The sequence below is a fragment of the Streptomyces fragilis genome (genome assembly GCF_003112515.1).
In the GTDB taxonomy this organism is placed as follows: Bacteria; Actinomycetota; Actinomycetes; order Streptomycetales; family Streptomycetaceae; genus Streptomyces; species Streptomyces fragilis.
Genome location: NZ_BEVZ01000008.1, coordinates 102,527 through 123,958, shown reverse-complemented (window position 1 = coordinate 123,958; position 21,432 = coordinate 102,527). Strand labels below are relative to the sequence as shown.

Genomic DNA, 21,432 nt, shown 5'->3' with positions numbered 1-21,432 from the left:
GGCAGCGGCTGCAGCAGGGCGGCCACAGCAGGTGGCTACGCCAGCCCGGCCACGCCAGGCCCGCTACGCCAGGGTGGCGAGGATCTCCTCGATGACCAGCGCGACCCCGTCCTCGTTGTTGCCCGCGGTCTGCCGCCCGGCGGCGCGCAGCGCGTCCGGGTGGGCGTTGCCCATGGCGTAGGCCCGTCCGGCCCAGGTCAGCATCTCGACGTCGTTGGGCATGTCGCCGAAGGCGACCACCTCCTCGGGGGAGATGCCCCGCTCGGCACAGCACAGGGCGAGCGTGCTGGCCTTGGAGACGCCGGGACCGCTGATCTCCAGCAGGGCGCTGGGGCTGGAGCGGGTGACCGTGACCCGCTCGCCGAGCGCGGTGCGGGCCAGGCCGAGGAAGGCGTCCGGCTCGAGATCGTGGTGGAAGGCCAGCAGCTTGAGCACCGGCAGGGAGGCCGTGACACCACCGGGCGCCAGCAGTTCCTCCGCATCCCCGTAGGAGTCGGGCTCCTCCACGAAGATGCGCGGGTAGGCGCGCTCCTGGTGGAAGGCGTAGGTCTGCTCGACGGCGAAGAGCGTGCCCGGCACCGTCTCGCGCAGCAGCCGGACGGTCTCCCTGGCGTTGGCGTGGCCGACCTCGCGGACCTTGGCGAAGCGGTGGCGTCCCGGACCCTCGTGCAGGTCGACGACGGCGGCCCCGTTGCCGCAGATGGCCAGCCCGTGTCCCTGCAGGTGGTCGGCGACGACCTCCATCCAGCGAGCGGGCCGGCCGGTCACGAAGAAGACCTCGAGACCTGCCTCCTCTGCGGCCGCCAGCGCGGCCACCGTGCGGGGCGACACCGACTTGTCGTCCCGCAGCAGCGTGCCGTCGAGATCCGTGGCGATCAGCCGGGGCGGAACTGCAGCGTGGGCCCGGGTCGCGGGCGCTTCGAGAGCTGAGGTCACCCCGCCATTCTCGCGCATATGCCAGCACGTGCGTGCGGGTGCCCGCACATTTGAGTGAGAATCGACCCCTGAATGATCGGTTCCCCCGCATATGTCGGGTAGGCCGGGCGTCGCAGCAGCGGCTGCGGCTCGCGGTCAGCTCAATTGCGCCGGTGCCTCGGTGGCGATGCGCTCGAAGGTCTTCTCGTCGACGTCGAACTCCGAGTCGGGGATCGGCATGTGGATCACCAGCTCGTCGAAGCCCAGCTCGGCGTGGCGGCCGGCGAAGTCCACGAAGGCGTCGACGGACTCCAGGGGAGCGTTGCGGTCCGGGGTGAACCCGGTGAGCAGTACCTTGCCGAGCTCCGTGACGTCCCGGCCGATTGCCGCACAGGCGTCCGCCAGCCGTTCGGTCTGACGGCGGATGGCGGCCACCGAGTCCTCCGGAGTGCCTGTCTCGAAGATCGCCGGGTCGCCCGTGGTCACCCAGGCCTGGCCGTGGCGCGCGGCCAGCTTCATCCCGCGCGGCCCGGTGGCCGCCACCGCGAAGGGCAGGCGGGGGCGCTGGACGCAGCCCGGGATGTTGCGGGCCTCGTGCGCCGAGTAGTGGTCACCTGTGTAGGAGACCGAGTCCTGGGTGAGCAGGCGGTCCAGCAGCGGGACGAACTCGGCCAGCCGGTCGGCCCGCTCCCGCGGCGTCCAGGGGTCCTGGCCCAGCGCGGTGGCGTCGAAGCCGGTGCCTCCGGCGCCGATGCCCAGGGTGATGCGGCCGCCGGAGATGTCGTCCAGGGAGATCAGTTCCTTCGCCAGGGTCACCGGGTGCCGGAAGTTGGGCGAGCTGACCAGGGTGCCCAGACGGATTCGCGAGGTGGCGGTGGCGGCGGCGGTCAGCGTGGGCACGGCCCCGAACCACGGGCCGTCCCGGAAGGTGCGCCAGGACAGGTGGTCGTACGTGTAGGCGGTGGAGAAACCGAGTTCCTCGGCGCGTTCCCAGGAAGCTCTTCCACCCTCCTGCCAGCGGCGGTACGGCAGGATCACGGTGCTCAGGCGCATGCTCATGGTGCGAGCCTACGGCGGGGCGTTTCACGTGAAACATCCCACCTGCGCACTTCACCCCTGCTGGAGCCGCAGGTACTCCGGTGGGACGGAGCGGGTCAGCCAGACGCCGTTGGCGCTCACCCGGAAGACATGGCCGTCCCGGTGCATCGCCCCTGCGTCGACCGTCAGCACGAGAGGCCGGCCCCGGCGGGCGCCCACCCGGGTGGCGGTCTCCCGGTCCACCGAGAGATGGACGTCATGGCGGGCCATGGGGCGCAGCCCTTCGGTGCGGATCGCCTCCAGGGACCGGGCGACGGTGCCGTGGTAGAGGTACGGCGGTGGTACGGCCGCCTCCAGCCCGAGGTCCACCTCCACGGTGTGGCCCTGACTGGCACGGATCCGGGTGCCCTCCACGGCGAAGCGCCGCTTGTCGTTGGCCGCCACCGCGTGGTCGAGCTCGGCCCGGCTGATGGGGAAGCCGTGGGCCTCGGCCGCCGCCAGCAGGGCGTCGATCTCCACCCAGCCGCCGGGGTCGAGGGTGATGCCGATCCGGTCGGGCTGATGGCGCAGGTGCCGGGAGAGGTATTTGGAGACCTTCACCATGCGCCGGTCGTCGATGCCGGCGTTTTCCTGAGAGGTGTTCATGTGGCCCAAGTCTCAGGCATCGGGCGTTTGATCCACAGCGAATTACGGTTCTCCACAGGATTGGGGGACCAGCCTGTGGACAACTCCGCCGCGATACGGACGGCGCGACCTCACCACGCCACCGGCCCCCGAGGGCGGGCCACGGCCCCTGCAGCACAGCCCCTCCGGCTCACCCGTCGCCCGGCTCCCGTCTCAGCTCCGGGGTGGACCCTTACGCGTCCCCTACATCTTGAGGGTGAGCCGGGCACGCCCCACGGGAGGACGACGTGCCCATGCCCACGCCCCTACCGTCAGGGCCGTGACTGTGATCCTGACCGAAAGCCTGAGCAAGCGGTTCCCCCGGGTGACCGCCCTCGACCGGCTCACCCTGGACATCGGTTCCGGGGTGACCGGCCTGGTCGGCGCCAACGGAGCCGGCAAATCGACCCTGATCAAGATCCTGCTGGGTCTCTCCCCCGCGTCGGAGGGACGGGCCGAGGTGCTGGGCATGGACGTCCGCGCCGAGGGCCCCGCCATCCGCGCCCGGGTCGGCTACATGCCGGAACACGACTGCCTGCCCCCGGACGTCTCGGCCACCGAGTTCGTCGTCCACATGGCGCGCATGTCGGGTCTGCCGTCGGCCGCCGCCCGTGAGCGGACCGCCGACACCCTGCGTCACGTCGGTCTCTACGAGGAGCGCTACCGGCCCATCGGCGGCTACTCCACCGGCATGAAGCAGCGGGTCAAGCTCGCCCAGGCGCTGGTCCACGACCCGGACCTGGTGCTGCTCGACGAGCCCACCAACGGTCTCGACCCGGCCGGCCGGGACGACATGCTGGGCCTGATCCGGCGGATCCATACCGACTTCGGCATATCGGTGCTGGTCACCTCCCATCTGCTGGGGGAACTGGAGCGCACCTGCGACCACGTCGTCGTGATCGACGGCGGCTCGCTGCTGCAGTCCAGTTCGACCACCGACTTCACCCGCTCCACCGCGGTCCTCGCGGTGGAGGTCACCGACAGCGACGAGCACCCGAACGGCATCGAGGCCCTCCGCAAGGCCCTGGACGCACGGGGCGTGCGCACCGAGGACGGCGGCGCCGGCCTCCCTGGGGCGGGCCGCATCCTGCTCCTCACCGCGGACGGCGACGACACCTACGACCTGGTCCGCGACACCGTCGCCGGGCTCGGACTCGGACTGGTGCGCATGGAGCAGCGCCGGCACCACATCTCGGAGGTCTTCCGCCATGACGACCGATAGCCTCACGCCGTCCGGCTCCCCGGACAGGTCACGGCCGGGCGACGGCGCCGCGCCCGAGAGCCGGATCCACGACATCGGCTACCGCGGCTACGACGGACCCCGCCTGGGCCGCTCCTACGCCCGCCGCTCACTGTTCGCGCAGTCCCTGCGCGGCGCCTTCGGCCTCGGCCGCTCCGCGCGCTCCAAGATCGTGCCGGTGATCATCACCGCCGTCATGGCGCTGCCGGCGGTGATCGCGGTGGCGACCACCATGATCACCGGCAGCGAGGAACTGCCCATCCCCTACGTCGAGTACGCGGTCGGCTTCGACATGGTGATCGCCCTGTTCCTCGCCGCCCAGGCGCCCCAGGCGGTCTCGCTGGACCTGAGGTACCGGACCATGCCGCTGTACTTCTCCCGCCCCATCGAGACCTCCGACTACGTCCGGGCCAAGTACGCGGCGATGGCCTCGGCGGTCTTCGTGCTCACCTCGCTGCCCCTGGTGCTCCTCTACGCGGGCGCGCTGCTGGCGAAGCTGGACTTCACGGACCAGACGACCGGCTTCGCCCAGGGGCTCGCCGGCGCCGCCGTGCTCTCCCTGCTGCACTCGGCCGTCGCCCTGCTGGTCGCCGCCCTCACGCCGCGCCGCGGCTTCGGCGTGGCCGCGGTGATCGCCGTGATGACCCTGTCCTTCACCGCCGTCACGGCGCTGCAGGTCGCCGCGGAGGAGAGCGGGGCCCAAGGCGCCGTGAACTGGATCGGCCTCTTCTCGCCGAGCAGCCTCATCTACGGCCTCCAGCACGCCTTCCTCGACGCCGAGGGCCCCTTCCCGGGCAACACCGGGCCGTCCACCGCCCAGGGCGTCGTCTACCTGCTGGCCGTCGTCGCGCTGATCGCCGGCTGCTACGCCCTTCTGATCCGCCGCTACCGAAAGGCCGGGCTGTGACCACCATCAAGCTCGACCACGTCTCCCGCTGGTTCGGCAACGTGGTCGCCGTCAACGACATCACCATGGACGTCGGCCCGGGCGTCACCGGTCTGCTGGGGCCGAACGGAGCGGGGAAGTCCACCCTCATCAACATGATGGCGGGGTTCCTCTCCCCCTCGGCCGGGACGGTCACCCTCGACGGCAGGCCGGTCTGGCGCAACGAGGACATCTACCGGGAGATCGGCATCGTCCCCGAACGCGAGGCGATGTACGACTTCCTGACCGGCCGTGAGTTCGTCGTGGCCAACGCCGAGCTGCACGGTCTGGGTGATGCCGAGGCACAGCGCGCCCTGGCCCTGGTGGAGATGGAGTACGCCCAGGACCGCCGGATCGGCACCTACTCCAAGGGCATGCGGCAGCGCGTGAAGATGGCGTCCGCGCTGGTGCACGGGCCCTCGGTGCTGCTGCTCGACGAGCCGTTCAACGGGATGGACCCGCGCCAGCGGATGCAGCTGATGGAGGTGCTGCGCCGCATGGGGGCCGAGGGCCGCACCGTGCTGTTCTCCTCCCACATCCTGGAGGAGGTCGAGCAGGTGGCCTCGCACATCGAGGTGGTGGTCGCCGGACGCCACGCGGCCAGCGGCGACTTCCGCTCCATCCGCCGCCTGATGACCGACCGCCCGCACCGCTACCTGGTGCGCTCCAGCGACGACCGGGCCCTGGCCGCGGCGCTGATCGGCGACCCGTCGACGTCGGGCATCGAGGTGGACGCCGCCGAGGACGCGCTGCTGATCCAGGCGGCCGACTTCGGCCGGTTCACCGCACTGCTGCCCAGGGTGGCCCGCGACCACGGCATCCGGCTCTACACGGTGTCGCCGTCCGACGAGTCCCTCGAGTCCGTCTTCTCGTACCTTGTCGCGGCCTAGCGACACAGCGGCCCAGGAGGCCCTCACGATGTCCACAGCCTTCCATCCCACGGTGGCCCGGCTCACCTAGCGGGCCCTGCTCGGCCGGCGCCGCGCCCTCGTCCTCGGCAGTCTGCCGCTGCTGCTCGTGGTGATCTCCGTCGTGGTGCGGCTCATGGCCGGCGCCGACCCGCAGAGCGCGGTCAACGTGCTCGGCGGCTTCGCCCTGGCCGCCATGGTGCCGATCGTCGGCGTGATCGCCGGCACCGGGGCGATCGGTCCCGAGATCGACGACGGTTCGGTGATGTACCTGCTCAGCAAGCCGGTGAAGCGGCGCACCGTGCTGCTCACCAAGCTGGTCGTCGCGATCGCGGTGACGATGGTCTTCTCGGCCGTCCCCACCCTGGTGTCCGCGCTGATCCTGGCGGGCACGGCGGACGGGGTCGCCGTCGCCTACACGGTCGCCGCCCTGGTCGCCTCGGTGGCCTACGCCTCGCTCTTCCTGATGCTGGGCACGATCACGCGTCACGCGGTGGTCGTCGGTCTGGTCTACGCACTGGTCTGGGAGGCGCTGCTCGGCTCCTTCGTGCCGGGGGCGCGGTCCCTGAGCGTCCAGCAGTGGGCGCTGGCGGTCGGCGGTGACCTGGCCGAGGGGAAGCTGGTCACCTCCGAGGTCACCACGGTCACCGGCGCGGTGCTGCTGGTCGTGGTCACCGTGCTGGCCGCCTGGTACGGGGCACGCCGCCTGCGCACGCTGACCCCCGCCACCGAGGAGTGAGGCCCGCGCGCCCTCCGCTACGGGGCGCTGTCGGCGTCGATCTCCTCGAACAGGATTCCGGATCCCCTTCCGCCCGGGCACACTGGGCGTGAGGGGATCCGGGAGGTACGGGGAGATGGCGGAGCCTGACGGGACGGCGGGTCCACAGGACTGGGACGAGGTCGTCCTGGACGAGGACTTCGTCCGCGGCGCGACGGTCCAGGAGCCGTCGGGCCGGGCCAGGATGCTGGCGGCGCGGTGGCGGCGGGAGCCGCCGGAGCCGGAGCCGTGGCGCACGGACCGGCCCCCGGCGGGCTGGTTCTGGAGCAAGGCGCGCCGCCGCAGGTGGCGGCGGAGGTGATCCGCCCGGCGCGGTCCGCCGCCCGCTGACGCGGTGGCGGAGGCCACCCGCTAATTCGGTGGCGGAGCGGGCCCGCGTGGAGGCACAGTGGGGTGTCACGCCGGACATGTCCGGCGTGACGTGGTCCGGGAGCGGGGACGGGGAGGAAAGGCCCCGGCCCCCGGCTGGGCAGGCCCGCGCCGGCGCCGGTGGGATTCGTTACCCCACCGCGTGCGTGCTGCTGGGAGCCGCCCGGGGCGGCCGCTTCGAGCGCGCGGGAACACAGCCCCGCGCGGGCCGCCCCACCCGGGACCACCCCTGCGCACCCGCCGTCGGCGCCCTCCGCGGCGCGGCCGGTCAGCGGGCGAGGAGACGTTCCAGGACGACGGCGATGCCGTCCGCGTCGTTGGACGTGGTGACCTCGTCCGCGACCGCCTTGACCTCGTCGTGGGCGTCGGCCATGGCCACACCCCAGGACGCCCACCGGAACATCGGTATGTCGTTGGGCATGTCCCCGAACGCGATGGTCTCGGCGGCCTTCACGCCCAGCCGGCGGGCCGCCACCGACAGCCCCGTGGCCTTGCTCAGGCCCAGCGGCAGCAGCTCCACGATCCCCGCGCCGGCCATCACCACGGTGACGAACCCGCCGGCGATCCGCTGGGCCGCCTCGGTGAGCTCGTCGTCGCCCATGGTGGGGTGCTGGATGTAGAGCTTGCTCAGCGGCGCCGCCCACAGGTCGGCGGGGTCGGTGAGCGGCTCGGCCGGCAGGTGGCCCACCGACCGGTAGCCGGGGGAGACCAGGACCTCACCGTCGAGCCCGTCCCGGGCCACCGCGACGAACAGCGGCCCCGTCTCCGCCTCGATCTTGGCGAGCGCCAGCTCGGCGATCCTGCGGTCCAGGGTGACCGAGGTCAGCAGCCGTCCCGCGCCCGCGTCGTAGACCTGGCCGCCCTGGCTGCACACGGCGATGCCCCGGTACCCCAGGTCGTCGAGCACGTCACGGGTCCACGGCACGCCGCGCCCGGTCACCACGATGTGGGCCGCGCCCGCCGCGGCGGCGGCGGCGAGCGCGTCACGGGTGCGCCCGGAGATCGTGTCGTCGGAACGCAGCAGCGTCCCGTCGAGGTCGGTCGCGATCAGCCGGTAGGGGAAGGGCGAGGGGGACGAGTGGGGGGACGAGGGGGAGGGCGTCACTTGGCCACCGGCTCGAAGACCTCACGGCCTCCGAGGTAGGGGCGCAGGACCTCGGGCACGCGCACCGAGCCGTCCGCCTGCTGGTGGTTCTCCAGGATCGCGACGATGGTGCGCGGCACCGCGCAGAGCGTGCCGTTGAGCGTGGCCAGCGGGCGGGTGCCCTGCCCGTCGCGCAGACGGATCTGCAGGCGGCGGGCCTGGAACTCGGTGCAGTCCGAGGTCGACGTCAGCTCGCGGTACTTGCCCTGGGTCGGGATCCACGCCTCGCAGTCGTACTTGCGGGCGGCCGAGGAGCCGAGGTCACCGGTGGCGACGTCGATCACCCGGAACGGCAGCTCGAGCGAGGTCAGCCACTGCTTCTCCCACTCCAGCAGGCGCTGGTGCTCGGCCTGCGAGTCCTCCGGGGCGACGTAGGAGAACATCTCCACCTTGTCGAACTGGTGGACGCGGAAGATGCCGCGGGTGTCCTTGCCGTGCGAACCGGCCTCACGGCGGAAGCAGGGCGAGAAGCCGGCGTAGCGCAGCGGAAGGCGGTCGGCGTCCAGGATCTCGTCCATGTGGTACGCGGCGAGCGCCACCTCGGAGGTGCCGACCAGGTACAGGTCGTCCTCCGGCAGGTGGTAGACGTCCTGGCCGGAGCCCTGGCTCAGGTAACCGGTGCCGGCCATCGACTGCGGGCGCACCAGCGCCGGGGTCAGCATCGGGGTGAAGCCGGCCGCGGTGGCCTGGGCCATCGCGGCGTTGACCAGGGCCAGCTCCAGCAGGGCGCCGACGCCGGTGAGGAAGTAGAAGCGCGAACCGGAGACCTTGGCGCCGCGCTCCACGTCGATGGCGCCCAGCAGGCGGCCGAGCTCCAGGTGGTCGCGGGGCTCGAAGCCCTCGGCCGCGAAGTCGCGGATCTCGCCGTGGGTCTCGCGGGTGACGAAGTCCTCCTCGCCGCCGACCGGGACCTCGGGGTGCACCAGGTTGCCCAGCTGGAGGAGGAGCCGCTGGGTCTCCTCGGCGGCCTCGTCGCGCTGGGCGTCGGCGGCCTTCACGTCGGCGGCGAGCGTGCCGGCCCGCTTCAGGAGTTCGGCCTTCTCCTCGCCGGACGCCTTGCCGATCAGCTTGCCGAGCGACTTCTGCTCGTTGCGCAGTTCGTCGAAGCGGACGCCGGACGACCTGCGCCGCTCGTCGGCGGAGAGCAGGGCGTCGACGAGCGCGACGTCCTCTCCACGGGCGCGCTGCGAGGCGCGCACACGGTCAGGGTCCTCACGGAGCAGGCGAAGGTCAATCACGGGACCAGGCTACCGGTGCGCGCGCGGCGGTCACGACCCAGTATTCCCGGGTGTCCGGACGGCGGCGGAGCGTCAGGTTGTCCACAGAAATGCACAGCCTCGGACGCGGGTTATCCACAGGGCGCGGGCCCCATCTGTGGACAACGGAGTTGGGCACTCCGAATGGGTGCCGGGATGGCCCGATCCCCTGCGAAATGGGGCTCAGGAGGAGTAATGCAGACACTTTCGAGTGAAAAGAGGGGAGGTCGATGAGAGATTCCGCGGGAAAGGGTGAATGAGGCAAGGTTGCCCGTAACTCGGCCGGGAAGATCCGGGAAGAGCGATTTGTCGACGGCAACCCGTATTGACATCGACTTGTCCCCAACTCGCGCACCGGCACCCCGATCCGCCTGTGGACAAGACCTGTGGATAACTCGCGTCAGTCCGGGAAACGCCCGTCCTGGCACCGGGCCACCCACTCCGCCGCCGCGACGAACTCCGCGTCGGTGGTGCCGGACAGCGGGCTCGGCAGCGCGTCGGAGGCGGCGTCGGTGATGTCGGCGCGGGGATAGGAACCCAGGTAGCGCACCTTGAGGCAGGACCGCTTGAGCCCCATCAGGCTTTCCGCGACCCGCCGTTCCGAGATATGGCCCTCCGCGTCGATGGCGAAGCAGTAGTTGCCGATTCCCTCACCGGTGGGGCGGGACTGCAGCAGCATCAGGTTGACGCCCCGGACGGCGAACTCACCCAGCAGGTCGCGCAGCCCGCCGGGGTGGTCGTCACGCTGCCAGATCACCACCGACGTCTTGTCCGCGCCGGTGGGAGCGGCCGGCCGCGCGGGGCGGCCGACCAGCACGAAACGGGTCTGCGCGTTGTCCGCGTCGTGGATGCCCGTCTCCAGCGGAACCAGGCCGTACCGGGCGGCGGCGAACTCGCCGGCGAAGGCCGCGTCGTACCGGCCCTCCTGCACCAGCCGGGCGCCGTCGGCGTTGGAGGCGGCGGACTCCCAGAGCGCGTCCGGGAGGTGGGCCTTCATCCAGTTCCTGACCTGCGCCTGTGCGGCGGGATGGGCGGTCACGGTCTTGACGTCCTCCAGCCGGGTGCCCGGCCGGACCAGCAGCGCGAAGGTGATCGAGAGGAGCACCTCGCGGTAGATCATCAGCGGCTCGCCCGAGACCAGTTCGTCCAGCGTGGTGGTGATCCCGCCCTCGACGGAGTTCTCGATCGGCACGAACGCCGCCTCGGCCTCCCCGGCGCGTACGGCGTCCAGCGCGGCCGGCACGGAGACCATGGGAAGGAGTTCCCGGGTGGCCGTCTCGGGCAGGGTGCGCAGGGCGACTTCGGTGAAGGTGCCTTCGGGGCCGAGATAGGCGTACGTCGCGGGCATGCGACCCACAGTAGTCCTCGCGGCGGCCGGGCCAGGCCCGGTCCGGATGACGGACCCCGGTCCCGTCCTCAGCCCTCCAGCAGTGCCTGCCCCACGTACTCCCCCTCCGCGGCCCCGCCCGGCACCGCGTAGAGGCCGCTGGCCTCGTGACGGATGAAGGCGGAGAGCGCGTCCCCACGGTCCAGCTTGCGCTGCACCGGCACGAACCCGCGCAGCGGATCGGCCTGCCAGCTGACGAAGAGCAGGCCGGCGTCGGGTGCGCCGTCGCCGGTGAAGCCGTCGTGGAAGGAGAACGGCCGCCGCAGCATGGCGGCTCCGCCGTTCTGGTCGGGGCGGGTGATCCGGGCGTGGGCGTTCATCGGCACCACCGGACTGCCGGAGGCGTCCAGCTTCTCCAGGTCCATCTCCGTGGTCTCGCCCCCGCCGCTGAGCGGGGCGCCGTCGGACTTGCGGCGGCCTATCACCGCTTCCTGGTCCCGCAGGGGAAGCCGCTCCCAGTCGTCCAGCAGCATGCGGATGCGGCGCACCACGGCATAGGAGCCGTGCGCCATCCACGCGGGCTCTCCCCCGGCGGGAACGAAGACCCGCTGGTCGAAGTCGGCGTCGGCCGGCTTCGGGTTGTTGGTTCCGTCCACCTGGCCCATCAGGTTGCGCGCGGTCGCGGGGCGCGCGGTGGCGCCCGGCGACCGGTTGAAGCCGCTCATGTGCCAGCGGACCCGGGCCGCCTCTCCGGCCTCCTTCTGCAGGGCCCGCAGGGCGTGGAACGCCACGGGGCCGTCGTCGGCGCCGACCTGCACCCACAGGTCCCCGTCGCTGCTGGTCCTGTCCAGACGGTCGCTCGAGAAGGCGGGCAGCGGGTCCAGGGCGGCCGGACGCTGCTTCTCCAGACCGGTCCGGCCGAAGAAACTGTGGCCGAAGCCGATGGTGACGGTCAGGCCCGAAGGGCCCGCGTCCCGCGACACCGCGGTGTCCTGGTGCGGCGCAGGCCGTCCGGCCATCAGTCGTTCGGCCACCTCGGACCAGCGGCGGAGCAGCGCCGCGGCTTCCCGACGGCCTGCGCCCGGGGCCAGGTCGAAGGCGATCAGGTGACCGTGCGCCTGCGCCGGCTGGAGGATGCCCGGCTGATGTTTCACGTGAAACTGCGCCCGGTTCGCGCCGAGGGCGGTCAGGGGAGCGACGTCGGGCGTCTCCGGGGCCGTCGCGCGCCCGGCCGTGTAGCCGGCGGCCACGCCGCCGGCGCCCAGCAGCAGGCCGGTGGCGCCGGCGGTGCCGAGCAGCCGCCGGCGCGAGGGTGCGGCAGGGAGCTGCTCGGCGGTGCCGGCGTCCGGGCCGCCGGCCGCGGGCCCGGACCGCGGGCCCGGCAGCAGGTCGGAGCGGTGGTCGGAACGGGGGTCGTGCATCTGGTTCGTCAGCCGATCTTCACGTTCTTGTCGACGGTCACCTGGTCGATGTCGGAGGTCCGCACGGTGACCGACACCTTCCACTCGCCCGCCATGGGGATCTGGACGCCCGCCGTCGACCAGTGGCCGGTCGACATGTGCTTGGGGAACACCGGCAGCGGGCCGACGTTCTTGGACTCCAGGGTGAGCGCCACCTTGAGCTCCGGGAGGTCGTACGGGGCTCCGTAGGAGTGCTCGGCGTAGACGTGCAGCGTGTTCTCGCCGACCTGGGCCGGGACGAACTCGAGCCGGACCACGCCTTCGCCGTCCTTGCCGCCGGTGTCGAAGGGCAACTCGACGGTGACGGTGCCCGTGGGTGCCAGCAGCGAGGCGGACGCCGCCCGTGCCTGCTGTTCGGTGCGGCCGGGCTCGGCCCCGGTGAGCGCGGTGGTCACGGCCAGGACGACGACGGCCACCGCGACCTCGGCGAGGACGGAACGGCGCAGCCCGGCGCGCGGGGCGTCGGCGTCGCGTTCCTTGCGGCGGCGGGCGGTCTCGACGGCCGCGCGCTGGCGGGCCAGTTGTTCCGCGCGGCGCGGGTCGGCGTCGTCGTCCCCGTCACCGCCGCCCGTCTTCCGGGCGGGCGCCTCACCGGACAGATGGGCCACCGCGGCGGCGGCTCCGGCGGACCCCACGGCAGCGGCGGCGCTCGCGGCACCCACGGAGCCCATGGTGCTGGTGGCCCCCAGCTCGCCGGCGGCCTCCCCGGCACCGGCCCGCACCCCCGGCGCGTCCGCGACGGCGGCCCCGGTGGTCCCGGCGGCCCCGGCCTCCGCCGTGCGGCCGCCCTCGGCGGCACGCTGCTCGGTACCGCCCACCTCGGCGTCGGCGTCGTCGTTGGCGTCGTCGTTGGCGTCGGCCGCCTCGGCGCCCTCGGTGGTCCCCGCCGCCGTGGCACCTGCGGCCCCCGTGTCGTCGAGTCGCCGGGTCCAGCGGCGGGATATCCAGGCGATCCCGACCAGCAGGGCCACCAGTCCCGCCTTGACGAGCAGGAGGCGCCCGTAGGACGTGCTGGTGAGCGCGTCCCAGGAGCCGACCTGGCGCCAGGACTGGTAGACGCCGGTGACCGCCAGAGCCACCACGGAGCAGAACGCCACCCGAGAGAAGCGGTGCACCGCGGCCCGCTCCACCGTGATCTCCGCCGAACGCCGGTACAGCGCGACCAGCAGCGCGGTGAGCCCGCCCAGCCACAGCGCCACGGCGAGCAGGTGGATCACGTCCGCAGGCATGGCGATGCCCGGCTGGAGCCCCGCCGAGGCGTGCTCCGACAGGGCCCAGGTGGCCGCGAGGCCCGCGGCGACGACCACGCCGCCCACCGTCAGGCCGAAGGACAGGTCCCGCTTCTCCGCGCCGTCCTCGCGCCGCTGGTACGTGCCGAAGAGGACCGCCACGAACAGCGCGGCCACCGCGAGCAGCAGCAGACGGCAGACCAGCGCCGCTCCGGTGCTGCTCCGCAGCACCTGGGCGAGGAGGCCCATGTCCGCGACGTCGCCCAGCTTCCCGGAGCCGACGTACGCGCCCCGCAGGAGCAGCAGCGCCAGCGTCCCGACGGTGAGGGCGAGCCAGCCGCCCACCACCAGCCGCTGCAGCGCGCGCACCCCGGCGCCCCGCCGCCAGCAGATCAGCACGAAGGCCGCGCCGCCGACCAGCACGGTGAACCCGGCGTAGGAGACGTAGCGCGCCACGTCGTACAGGGTGCCCACGAGCCCGCCGCCCGCGGACTGCTCGGGCAGGTCCACGGAGGTCTGGGAGGGGGCGCCCACCGAGTAGGTGTAGGCGCCGGCGACCGGGTGGCTGTCCTCGGACACCACCTGGTAGGCCACCGTGAAGGTGCCGAAGGGCAGGCCCTGGTGCAGCTTCACCCGCACGCTGGTCCCGTCGACGGTCGGCGCCTTGCCGGTGTCCACGCGGTTGCCCTCGGGGTCGAGCACCCGGACGGAGTCGGCGGAGACGGCGACCTTCTCGGAGAAGGTGAGCGTCACCTGCTCGGGAGCGCTGTTGACCACCGCCCCCTGCCTGGGGTCGCTGCCGGTGAGCGCGGCGTGCGCCGACGCCGGACCCGCCCCGGCCAGCAGCAGCCCGGCCATGGTGAGCAGCAGTGCCAGAACACGTGCGATCCGCGGTCCTGCGGTGGTCGCCGCGCGGGGCGCGATGGTCGGCGTCACGGTGGTCCCTCCCTAGTGCCGGTGGTGCGACGGTGTGTAGGTGGCCGATCGGACCGGCATGTCGACCGTGACCGGGTCGGCGTCCTCGAAGCGGAGCTCGACGGTGACCGTGTCGCCCTTCACCGGCCGCCGGGTCAGGGCCTCGAACATCAGGTGCGTGCCGCCGGACTCGAGCGTCAGCCGCCCGCCGGCGGGCACGTCGACGGATGCGGCGGGACGCATGGTCCCGTCGACCGTCTCGTGCACGGTGACCCGGGCGGCCAGGTCGCTGGAGACCCCGGTGAGTCGGGCCGGCCGGTCGCCGTCGTTGACGACGGTCAGGAAGCCGGCGGCCAGCTCGTCGGTGACCGGCTGGGGCATGTAGGCGCCCTCGACGGTGACGTCGGGGCCGTCCTGGCCCCCGCAGGCCGACAGCGGCAGGGCGAGCGCGGCGACGGCGGCGAGCGCCAGGCGGCGGCCGCGTGCCGCGTGCCGGCGGGCCGTGTGCCCGCGGGCCGGACGCCCGGGACCGGGGCGGGTCACGGGTTCTCGCCCTTGATCAGCTCGGGCAGGTCGGCGGACCAGTCGGCGACGGTGGCGTCCTCGCCGTAGAGCACGTACCCCTGGTCCGTCTTCGGGGAGAAGGCGATCACCTGGGTGCCGTGGGTGGAGATGTAGGTGCCGTCCTTCTTCTCGACGGGCTTCTCGACGGAGATGCCGACGGTCCGCGCACCGGCCTGGATGGTCGCGAAGTCGCCGGTCAGACCGACGATGTCGGCGTCGATGCCCTTGAGCCAGGAGCCGAGCTCCGCGGGGGTGTCGCGGCCGGGGTCGGTGGTGACGAAGACGACGCGCAGCTCGTCCTGCTGCGCCTCGGGGAGCGACTTCTTGGCGACGGCCAGGTTGTTCATCGTCAGCGGGCAGATGTCGGGGCAGTGGGTGTAGCCGAAGTAGATCAGCGTCGGCCTGCCCTTCGTCTGCTCGCGGAGGTCGAACTCCTTGCCGTCGGTGTCGGTGAGCACCAGGTCGGGCTTCTCGAACGGCGTGTCCAGGACGGTGGCCGCCTTGTCGTCGGGAGCCACCTCGCTCACCGTGGTGCTCGGCTCGTCGGAGCCGGACGTGCAGGCGGAGAGGGTGAGGGCGGCGGCGAGCAGGGCGGCCGCGGTGAACTTCTTCGTGCGCATGGAGTCTCGTGTCCCGTGGTGGACCCGGACGCCGCCGGGACGCGTTCGCACGCGCCCCGGCGACGGCCGTAGGGCTGGATGGGTCGGTCAGGTGTACGGAGGTCAGGCCGTGCGACGGCGGGCCAGGACGCCGAAGGCGACGCCGGCGACGCCCACGACGATGCCCACCACGCCCAGTACACGGGCGGTGGTGTCCGTGCTGTGGGAGGCGGCGTGCGTCTCGTGGTCGTCCGTGCCGTCGGAGTGGCCGGCCCGCTCGCCCTTGGCCCCGCTGCCGGAGGCGGCCTGGTCCTTCTTCTTGTCGCCGTGGCCGTGGCCGTCCTCGGCTGCGGCGGAGAGCGCGAGCACCGGGGCGGGGCTGTCGGGCTCCTCCTGGCCCTCCTCCTGGAGCTCGATCCAGCGTACGACCTCGCCGTTCGAGTACGTCTGGAGCGCCTTGAAGACGAGCTCGTCGGCGTCCTCGGGCAGCGGGCCGACCGAGACGGGGAACTTCTGGAAGAAGCCGGGCGAGATGCCGCCCTTCTTCTTGTCCTCGGCGGTCCAGACGACCTTGGTGACGGCCTCGTCGACCTGACGGCCGTGCAGGTCGAGCGGCTTGTCGAGCTTGCTCCTGGTCACCTTCACGTCCCAGCCCTGGACGGGCTGCGGCATCACGGAGGCCAGCGGGTGGTCCGCCGGGAAGTTGACCTCGAGCTTGGTGGTCGAGGCGTCGTCGCGCTCGTTGGGAACCTTGAACGCCACGGTGGCGTAGCCGCCCTTGGCCGCGGCGCCCTCCGGCTGCACGCTGACGTGGGCGAAGGACGGGGACGAGAGCAGCAGGACGGACGCGCCGGCCGCGGCGACGGCGGCGGCGATACGGGATGCCTTCACGGGCACACTCCACTTCCGGATTCACACGGTGGATTCGGTCGGACGGCGCGCAGGGCGCGCCGGGCCGCGTGACGGCGGCGTCCGGCCCGGAATCCGGCATCACGGAAGGCCCTGCCGACGGGATCGGCAGGCCGTGCGCGGCAACGGAGAGGGGCGTCGCGTCAGGCGGCGAGAGCGAGGGCGGGGACGGAGGCGGGCGGGCCCCGCCTGATCACCGTGTGCTGGAGGGGCGCGGTGGAGGGCGCCGGGACATCGTCGAGGACGGAGCCCGACGGGACCCGCGGACGCTCGTGGGCGCCGGGCAGGCCTGCGTGGAGGACCCGTACCAGTGCCAGGGCGGCGAGCAGCGGCCGCAGCACCGTCGGCCGGGCGGCCAGGTCCTGTCCGGCGATCCGCATGAGCCGCAGCAGCGCCAGGTCGCCGCGGCGCAGCAGCCAGCCCGCGGCCAGCCCGGCCAGCGCGTGACCGAGCAGCATCGGCAGCGACGGCAGCACGCTGAGCCAGGCGTCGGAGGGGCCGGTGTGCGGGTGGCCGTAGCCGCCGCCGGCGCTCAGCCGGGCGAATTCCGCGAGATCGCGGCCGAGCCCGGCGTCGACCAGTATCTGCCGGGCCTCCTCCGCGGTCAGCCGGTTCGCCCCGCAGACGATGCGGGAGGCGCGGTCCACCACCGCCGCCGTGTCGACGGCGCCGTGGCCGCCGGCCGCCACGTCCGTGACGCCGCCGTGCCGGGCGGCGGCGCCGGACTGCGGGCCCAGGGCGAAGAGGGTGTGCAGGACCAGCTGGCAGGCCACCAGGAGCCCGGTGATCCGGGGCAGCGAACGGTTCCGCTCCCGCCCGGCGAGCGGCAGGGCGGCCGCCAGGACGAGGAGGAAGCCCGCGGCCCAGGTCCACCAGGAGGGGACGGCGGGGTGCGAGGCCGAGGACGCGAGGACGTGCCCTCCTCCGGCCAGCACGACGCAGACCGCGGCGAAGGCCGCGGCCCTCGGGTACCGGAGGTCGTCCCCGGTGTGCGCCGTGCGCTGGTGGAGGGCAGTCATGGCGGCCCCATCATCCCACTCGTCGCTCCGGCATCACAGACCAGGTCCGATATGCGCCGAGTGCCGCCATTCGGCCTGCCGCCGGATGGGTGTTCTCACGTCGAACGGGCGCTTAGGGACGGGGAGTAAGGGCAATACGTATCGGTATGTCGAGCCGAGCCGCCGCCTGGAGGCAGGAGCATGAGCATCTTGTGGTCACTCCAACTGCGGCGTGAGGCTGCCAGCGTTCCCTTCGCCCGGCGTCTGCTGCTCGGGGCGATGGAGACGGCGGGAGTGGACCCGGACATCTGCTACGACCTGTCCGTGGCGCTCAGCGAGGCCTGCGCGAACGCGGTGGAGCACGGTGGGCACGGCGCCGGCGCAACCGCGGACTACCAGATCACGGCCTACATGGACGGCGAGCGGTGCCGGATCGAGGTCTCGGACTCCGGCCCCGGCTTCGGGGAGGGCGCGGCCCGCCGGGTCGTCCCGGACCCCGGCGCGGAGGCGGAGAGCGGCCGCGGCCTGATGCTGATCCGGAAGCTGGCCGACCACGTCCGCGTCGAGAACCTGCCCGGCGCGGGCGGGGCGGTCGTCAGCTTCGACAAGCTGCTCAAGTGGCGGGAGAACGCGCCCCTCACCGCGGTCTGAGACCGCCGTCGCGGCGCGCACCGTCGGGGATCCCCCACCGGACGACGGGTCCCTGTGCCGCCCCGCGGGGCGGCACAGGGACCCGTGACGGATCAGGCGCCGAGGTCCGCCATCCAGGCCTCGACGTCCTCGGAGCGGCGCGGGAGGGCGGCCGACAGGTTCCGGTTGCCGTCCTCGGTGACGAGGATGTCGTCCTCGATCCGCACGCCGATGCCGCGGTACTCCTCGGGCACGGTGAGGTCGTCGGCCTGGAAGTAGAGGCCCGGCTCGACGGTCAGGCACATGCCCGGCTCGAGCGTGCCCCCGACGTAGGTCTCGGTGCGGGCGGCCGCGCAGTCGTGGACGTCCATGCCGAGCATGTGCCCGGTGCCGTGCAGGGTCCAGCGGCGCTGCAGACCGAGCTCCAGGACGCGCTCCACCGGACCCTCGACGAGGCCCCACTCGACCAGCTTCTCGGCCAGCACGCGCTGCGCCGCGTCGTGGAAGTCGCGGTACTTGGCACCCGGCCTGACCGCGGCGATGCCGGCCTCCTGGGCCTCGTACACCGCGTCGTAGATCTTGCGCTGGACGTCGGTGAAGCGGCCGTCGACCGGGAGGGTCCGGGTGACGTCGGCCGTGTAGTACGTGTGCGTCTCCACGCCGGCGTCGAGCAGCAGCAGGTCGCCGGAGCGGACCGGGCCGTCGTTGCGGACCCAGTGCAGGGTGCAGGCGTGCGGGCCGGAGGCGGCGATGGTGCCGTAGCCGACGTCGTTGCCCTCGACGCGGGCGCGCAGGAAGAAGGTGCCCTCGACGTACCGCTCCGAGGTGGCCTTGGCCTGGTCGAGGACCTTCACCACGTCCTCGAAGCCGCGGACGGTGGAGTCGACGGCCTTCTGCAGCTCGCCGACCTCGAACTCGTCCTTGACCAGACGCATCTCGGAGAGGAAGACCCGCAGTTCCTCGTCGCGCTCGGCGGTGACCTTGTCGGTCAGCGCCGCCTCGATGCCGGCGTCGTAGCCGCGCACCACGCGCACCGGACCGGTGGCCTCGCGCAGCGCACCGGCCAGTTCGCGCACGTCGGAGCAGGGGATGCCGTACAGCAGCTCGGCCTCGGAGAGCGAGTGGCGGCGGCCGACCCACAGCTCGCCCTGGCCGGAGAGCCAGAACTCGCCGTTCTCGCGGTCGGAGCGCGGCAGCAGGTAGAGCGTGGCGTTGTGCCCGTCCGAGGCCGGCTCCATGACCAGGACGCCGTCCTCGGTCTGGTTGCCGGTGAGGTAGGCGTACTCCACCGAGGAGCGGAAGGCGTACTCGGTGTCGTTGGAACGCGTCTTGAGGTTGCCGGCGGGGACGACCAGGCGCTCGCCCGGGAAGCGGGCGGAGAGCGCGGCGCGGCGGCGGGCGGTCTCCTCCGCCTGAGCGATCGGCTCCAGGTCGCGCAGTTCGGTGTCGGCCCAGCCGGTCCGCATGTTCTCGGCGAGCTCGTCGGACACGCCCGGGTACAGGCCGTTCTTGCGCTGCTTGATCGGCTCTTCGGCTTCGGTGTCCGGGGTCTCCGGCAGCTCTTCCGCCACGTCGTCCTCCTCGATGTACTGATGTATGCACCATCGTACGTTTCGAGGGTGGACGGCCCCAGGGGCGGAAGCGGCCCGGTACGCGTGGTCACGGTCCGCGACGCAGGGCAGTCGCCGTCCGGTGTGCGCTCCGGGCGGCGGGGCGGGAGGGCCGGGGGCGGTCAGTCGAAGCGGGCGGCGAGGAGCACCACGTCGTCCGTGCCGTCCGCCGCGTCCCGCCCGTCCGGCAGCACCGCCCGCAGCACGTGGTCGGCGACCGTCTCCGGATCGCCGCGCAGCCGCCGGGGGACGCCCGCCGCGGCCCGGTGGAGCCGGGCGAACGCCCGGTCGACGGGTTCGCCGGTGCGGCGCAGCAGGCCGTCGGTCCACAGCAGCACCGTCTCGCCGGGGTCCAGGCGGACCTCGGCGCCCGGTGCCTCCCAGCAGCCGAGCATGCCCAGCGGGGCGGAGACCCCGGTCTCGACGAACTCGGCCCGCCGGTCGCCGATCACCAGCGGCGGGTTGTGCCCCGCCCCGGCCAGGGTCATGCGGCGCCCGCCGGGCCGGCAGTGCGCGAACAGGGCGGTGGCCGGGCAGCCGGGCTCGGTGAGGCGGAGCAGCAGCTCCAGGTCGGACAGGACGGCGACCGGGTCCTCGCCCTCCATCACCGCGTAGGCGCGCAGCGCGGCCCGCAGCCGGCCCATCGCGGCCACGGCGCGCGGTCCCGATCCGGCGACCGAGCCGACCGCCAGTCCGAGCGCCCCCTCGGGCAGCGGCAGCGCGTCGTACCAGTCGCCGCCGCCGAGCGGCCCGGTGCGGTGCCGCACGGCCAGGCGCACGCCGGGCATCGCGGGGAGGCGGGAGGGGAGGAGGCCCTCGGTGAGCGAGGCCAGGCGGGCGCGGGCGCGGTCCACCTCCAGCAGGCGGGCCAGGTGGTCGGCGGCCAGGCCGAGGTAGTGGGAGGCCGTGCGGCGCTCGGCCGGGCCGGGGACGGCGGGCCCGTCGAACAGCCAGACCGCGGCGCCGAGCCGGGATCCGTCGTGCGGGTCCAGGGCGTGGGCGTAGGTGGCCGCGTAGCCCAGCCGGTCCGCCACCTCGCGGTGGCGCGGGGTGAGGCCGTCCTCGGCGGTCAGGGCCTCGCGGGCCACCTCGGTCAGTGAGGGGTCCGCGGTCAGGGGGGCCTGCGGACGGTCGGCGGCCGGCACGGTCTCCAGCTGTCCGAGCTCCTCGTGGGTCAGGCCGAGGCCCACCGGGGTGTGCGGGCCGTACGCCCCGCTCGGGCCGTACGCCCCGGGCGGCCCGTCCTGGTCGAGCACCGCCAGCCCCCGCCGGGCGCCGAGCAGGCGGGCCCCGGCGTGCAGGATCTCGCGCAGCGCGTCACGGACGGTGCCGGTGCGCACCAGGCAGCGGGTGAGGTCGTGCAGCGAGGCCAGGTCGGCGATGCGGCCGGCCAGCCGGTCCTCGAGGAGGGTGCGGGGCTCCGTGCAGTGCCGCGCGGCCGCGGGGCGGGCGGGAGCGTCGGGAGCGGCGCCGGCCCGTGGGGGCGGTGTGCACGAGGGCGTTCCGGCCACGGGAGGCACTGTGGAGGACGCGGGGGCGGAGGAGGGCACGAGTGAATCGAATCCGGCCACTTTCGGCGGGTGAGGGGCGCTCATGGCGTCCGGCTTACGGGCCGGTGCGTAGCGTGCAAAAGCATCGCAAACCCCCATGTGGTTCCGCGCAGCCGACGGTCCCCCCACAACTAACGGACTGATCACGAGATGTCCAGTATTGTCCTGTCCGTGGCGTCGTTTTCCCTGGGGGTCCTTCCGGCGCCTCCCCGGTGAGCTTCTGGGGCGCGAGGTGCCGCAGAGGCGGACGGGAACGCGAGGAGATCTGTCCGGAAAGCGCCGTGGTCCGGTGGGGGTGCGGTCGTATAGGGATGCGCCCCGCGGCGCGTCACCCCGGAGTTGCGGGGTACCTACTGGTGAGAGAGCCGGAGGTGTGGAGCGGGCCGCGTGGAACCCGGTGACCGC

Annotated in this window: 20 protein-coding genes; 6 read left to right on the top strand and 14 right to left on the bottom strand. The window is 73.1% G+C overall.

The annotated features are described in order from the left end of the window. Positions 1 to 63 precede the first annotated feature (63 nt). The 3 genes from Sfr03f_RS25125 to Sfr03f_RS25115 form a co-directional block, all read right to left on the bottom strand. On the bottom strand, positions 64 to 954 hold the full coding sequence (locus Sfr03f_RS25125) for a Cof-type HAD-IIB family hydrolase (protein WP_108956378.1): 891 nt from the start codon (positions 952 to 954) through the stop codon (positions 64 to 66). Positions 955 to 1,071: 117 nt separating this feature from the next. Continuing rightward, on the bottom strand, positions 1,072 to 1,974 hold the full coding sequence (locus tag Sfr03f_RS25120) for an LLM class flavin-dependent oxidoreductase (RefSeq protein WP_108956376.1): 903 nt from the start codon (positions 1,972 to 1,974) through the stop codon (positions 1,072 to 1,074). A gap of 51 nt (positions 1,975 to 2,025) precedes the next feature. Continuing rightward, positions 2,026 to 2,571: an RNA 2'-phosphotransferase gene (locus tag Sfr03f_RS25115; protein ID WP_108956644.1), complete on the bottom strand. Its 546-nt coding sequence runs from the start codon at positions 2,569 to 2,571 to the stop codon at positions 2,026 to 2,028. Between the two features lie 331 nt (positions 2,572 to 2,902). Between Sfr03f_RS25115 and Sfr03f_RS25110 the strand changes: the two genes are divergently transcribed. The 5 genes from Sfr03f_RS25110 to Sfr03f_RS25090 all read left to right on the top strand — a co-directional run bounded on the left by Sfr03f_RS25110 (position 2,903) and on the right by Sfr03f_RS25090 (position 6,768). Beyond that, positions 2,903 to 3,838 (top strand): ABC transporter ATP-binding protein, encoded by a 936-nt coding sequence (locus Sfr03f_RS25110; RefSeq protein WP_108956642.1) that lies wholly within the window; start codon positions 2,903 to 2,905, stop codon positions 3,836 to 3,838. After that, positions 3,825 to 4,763, top strand: coding sequence for an ABC transporter permease (locus tag Sfr03f_RS25105; RefSeq protein ID WP_245967745.1), 939 nt, complete (start codon positions 3,825 to 3,827; stop codon positions 4,761 to 4,763). The genes Sfr03f_RS25110 and Sfr03f_RS25105 overlap by 14 nt, the downstream gene beginning before the upstream one ends. Continuing rightward, positions 4,760 to 5,671 carry an ABC transporter ATP-binding protein gene (locus Sfr03f_RS25100; protein WP_108956374.1) on the top strand — a complete coding sequence of 304 codons (912 nt, stop codon included), beginning with the start codon at positions 4,760 to 4,762 and terminating at the stop codon, positions 5,669 to 5,671. Before Sfr03f_RS25105 ends, Sfr03f_RS25100 begins: the two co-directional genes overlap by 4 nt. 76 nt (positions 5,672 to 5,747) lie before the next feature. Then, positions 5,748 to 6,428 carry an ABC transporter permease subunit gene (locus tag Sfr03f_RS25095; RefSeq protein WP_245967762.1) on the top strand — a complete coding sequence of 227 codons (681 nt, stop codon included), beginning with the start codon at positions 5,748 to 5,750 and terminating at the stop codon, positions 6,426 to 6,428. A 115-nt stretch (positions 6,429 to 6,543) separates the two neighbouring features. Then, complete coding sequence (locus Sfr03f_RS25090) at positions 6,544 to 6,768, top strand: SGM_3592 family protein (RefSeq protein WP_108956373.1); 225 nt, start codon at positions 6,544 to 6,546, stop codon at positions 6,766 to 6,768. Positions 6,769 to 7,104: 336 nt separating this feature from the next. Here the strand turns inward: Sfr03f_RS25090 and Sfr03f_RS25085 are convergent, their stop codons facing one another. From Sfr03f_RS25085 to Sfr03f_RS25045, 9 genes are all read right to left on the bottom strand, one after another. After that, positions 7,105 to 7,941 carry an HAD family hydrolase gene (locus Sfr03f_RS25085; RefSeq protein WP_108956371.1) on the bottom strand — a complete coding sequence of 279 codons (837 nt, stop codon included), beginning with the start codon at positions 7,939 to 7,941 and terminating at the stop codon, positions 7,105 to 7,107. After that, positions 7,938 to 9,218, bottom strand: coding sequence for a serine--tRNA ligase (gene serS / locus Sfr03f_RS25080; RefSeq protein WP_108956369.1), 1,281 nt, complete (start codon positions 9,216 to 9,218; stop codon positions 7,938 to 7,940). Before serS ends, Sfr03f_RS25085 begins: the two co-directional genes overlap by 4 nt. 418 nt (positions 9,219 to 9,636) lie before the next feature. After that, the gene (gene pheA / locus Sfr03f_RS25075; protein ID WP_108956367.1) at positions 9,637 to 10,584 is read right to left on the bottom strand and encodes a prephenate dehydratase; all 948 of its coding nucleotides are present in this window, start codon (positions 10,582 to 10,584) and stop codon (positions 9,637 to 9,639) included. Positions 10,585 to 10,652: 68 nt separating this feature from the next. Next, positions 10,653 to 11,984, bottom strand: a complete 1,332-nt coding sequence (gene efeB, locus Sfr03f_RS25070) for an iron uptake transporter deferrochelatase/peroxidase subunit (RefSeq protein WP_108956365.1) — start codon at positions 11,982 to 11,984, stop codon at positions 10,653 to 10,655. Between the two features lie 8 nt (positions 11,985 to 11,992). Continuing rightward, positions 11,993 to 14,110, bottom strand: coding sequence for a copper resistance CopC/CopD family protein (locus tag Sfr03f_RS25065; protein ID WP_108956641.1), 2,118 nt, complete (start codon positions 14,108 to 14,110; stop codon positions 11,993 to 11,995). Between the two features lie 90 nt (positions 14,111 to 14,200). Further along, positions 14,201 to 14,710, bottom strand: coding sequence for a copper chaperone PCu(A)C (locus tag Sfr03f_RS25060; RefSeq protein WP_372514194.1), 510 nt, complete (start codon positions 14,708 to 14,710; stop codon positions 14,201 to 14,203). Next, positions 14,707 to 15,351, bottom strand: coding sequence for an SCO family protein (locus Sfr03f_RS25055; protein WP_108956363.1), 645 nt, complete (start codon positions 15,349 to 15,351; stop codon positions 14,707 to 14,709). Before Sfr03f_RS25055 ends, Sfr03f_RS25060 begins: the two co-directional genes overlap by 4 nt. Before the next feature lie 102 nt (positions 15,352 to 15,453). Then, positions 15,454 to 16,221: a YcnI family copper-binding membrane protein gene (locus Sfr03f_RS25050; protein ID WP_108956361.1), complete on the bottom strand. Its 768-nt coding sequence runs from the start codon at positions 16,219 to 16,221 to the stop codon at positions 15,454 to 15,456. A gap of 161 nt (positions 16,222 to 16,382) precedes the next feature. After that, positions 16,383 to 17,258 carry a hypothetical protein gene (locus tag Sfr03f_RS25045; RefSeq protein ID WP_108956359.1) on the bottom strand — a complete coding sequence of 292 codons (876 nt, stop codon included), beginning with the start codon at positions 17,256 to 17,258 and terminating at the stop codon, positions 16,383 to 16,385. A gap of 180 nt (positions 17,259 to 17,438) precedes the next feature. Here Sfr03f_RS25045 and Sfr03f_RS25040 point away from each other — a divergent pair, with 180 nt between their 5' ends. Further along, entirely contained in the window at positions 17,439 to 17,888 is a 450-nt protein-coding gene (locus Sfr03f_RS25040; RefSeq protein ID WP_108956357.1) for an ATP-binding protein, read from the top strand. 92 nt (positions 17,889 to 17,980) lie between these two features. Here the strand turns inward: Sfr03f_RS25040 and Sfr03f_RS25035 are convergent, their stop codons facing one another. Next, complete coding sequence (locus Sfr03f_RS25035; RefSeq protein WP_108956355.1) at positions 17,981 to 19,438, bottom strand: aminopeptidase P family protein; 1,458 nt, start codon at positions 19,436 to 19,438, stop codon at positions 17,981 to 17,983. Between the two features lie 161 nt (positions 19,439 to 19,599). Then, complete coding sequence (locus tag Sfr03f_RS25030; protein ID WP_245967744.1) at positions 19,600 to 21,126, bottom strand: PP2C family protein-serine/threonine phosphatase; 1,527 nt, start codon at positions 21,124 to 21,126, stop codon at positions 19,600 to 19,602. Positions 21,127 to 21,432 lie beyond the last annotated feature (306 nt).

What these genes read in the sequence shown, in the direction of transcription:
- Sfr03f_RS25125 (WP_108956378.1), bottom strand. Translation starts at nt 954, where the DNA reads ATGCGCGAGAATGGCGGGGTGACCTCAGCTCTCGAAGCGCCCGCGACC.
- Sfr03f_RS25120 (WP_108956376.1), bottom strand. Translation starts at nt 1,974, where the DNA reads ATGAGCATGCGCCTGAGCACCGTGATCCTGCCGTACCGCCGCTGGCAG.
- Sfr03f_RS25105 (WP_245967745.1), top strand. Translation starts at nt 3,825, where the DNA reads ATGACGACCGATAGCCTCACGCCGTCCGGCTCCCCGGACAGGTCACGG.
- Sfr03f_RS25090 (WP_108956373.1), top strand. Translation starts at nt 6,544, where the DNA reads ATGGCGGAGCCTGACGGGACGGCGGGTCCACAGGACTGGGACGAGGTC.
- pheA (WP_108956367.1), bottom strand. Translation starts at nt 10,584, where the DNA reads ATGCCCGCGACGTACGCCTATCTCGGCCCCGAAGGCACCTTCACCGAA.
- efeB (WP_108956365.1), bottom strand. Translation starts at nt 11,984, where the DNA reads ATGCACGACCCCCGTTCCGACCACCGCTCCGACCTGCTGCCGGGCCCG.
- Sfr03f_RS25065 (WP_108956641.1), bottom strand. Translation starts at nt 14,110, where the DNA reads ATGGCCGGGCTGCTGCTGGCCGGGGCGGGTCCGGCGTCGGCGCACGCC.
- Sfr03f_RS25055 (WP_108956363.1), bottom strand. Translation starts at nt 15,351, where the DNA reads ATGCGCACGAAGAAGTTCACCGCGGCCGCCCTGCTCGCCGCCGCCCTC.
- Sfr03f_RS25045 (WP_108956359.1), bottom strand. Translation starts at nt 17,258, where the DNA reads ATGACTGCCCTCCACCAGCGCACGGCGCACACCGGGGACGACCTCCGG.
- Sfr03f_RS25040 (WP_108956357.1), top strand. Translation starts at nt 17,439, where the DNA reads ATGAGCATCTTGTGGTCACTCCAACTGCGGCGTGAGGCTGCCAGCGTT.
- Sfr03f_RS25030 (WP_245967744.1), bottom strand. Translation starts at nt 21,126, where the DNA reads ATGGGGGTTTGCGATGCTTTTGCACGCTACGCACCGGCCCGTAAGCCG.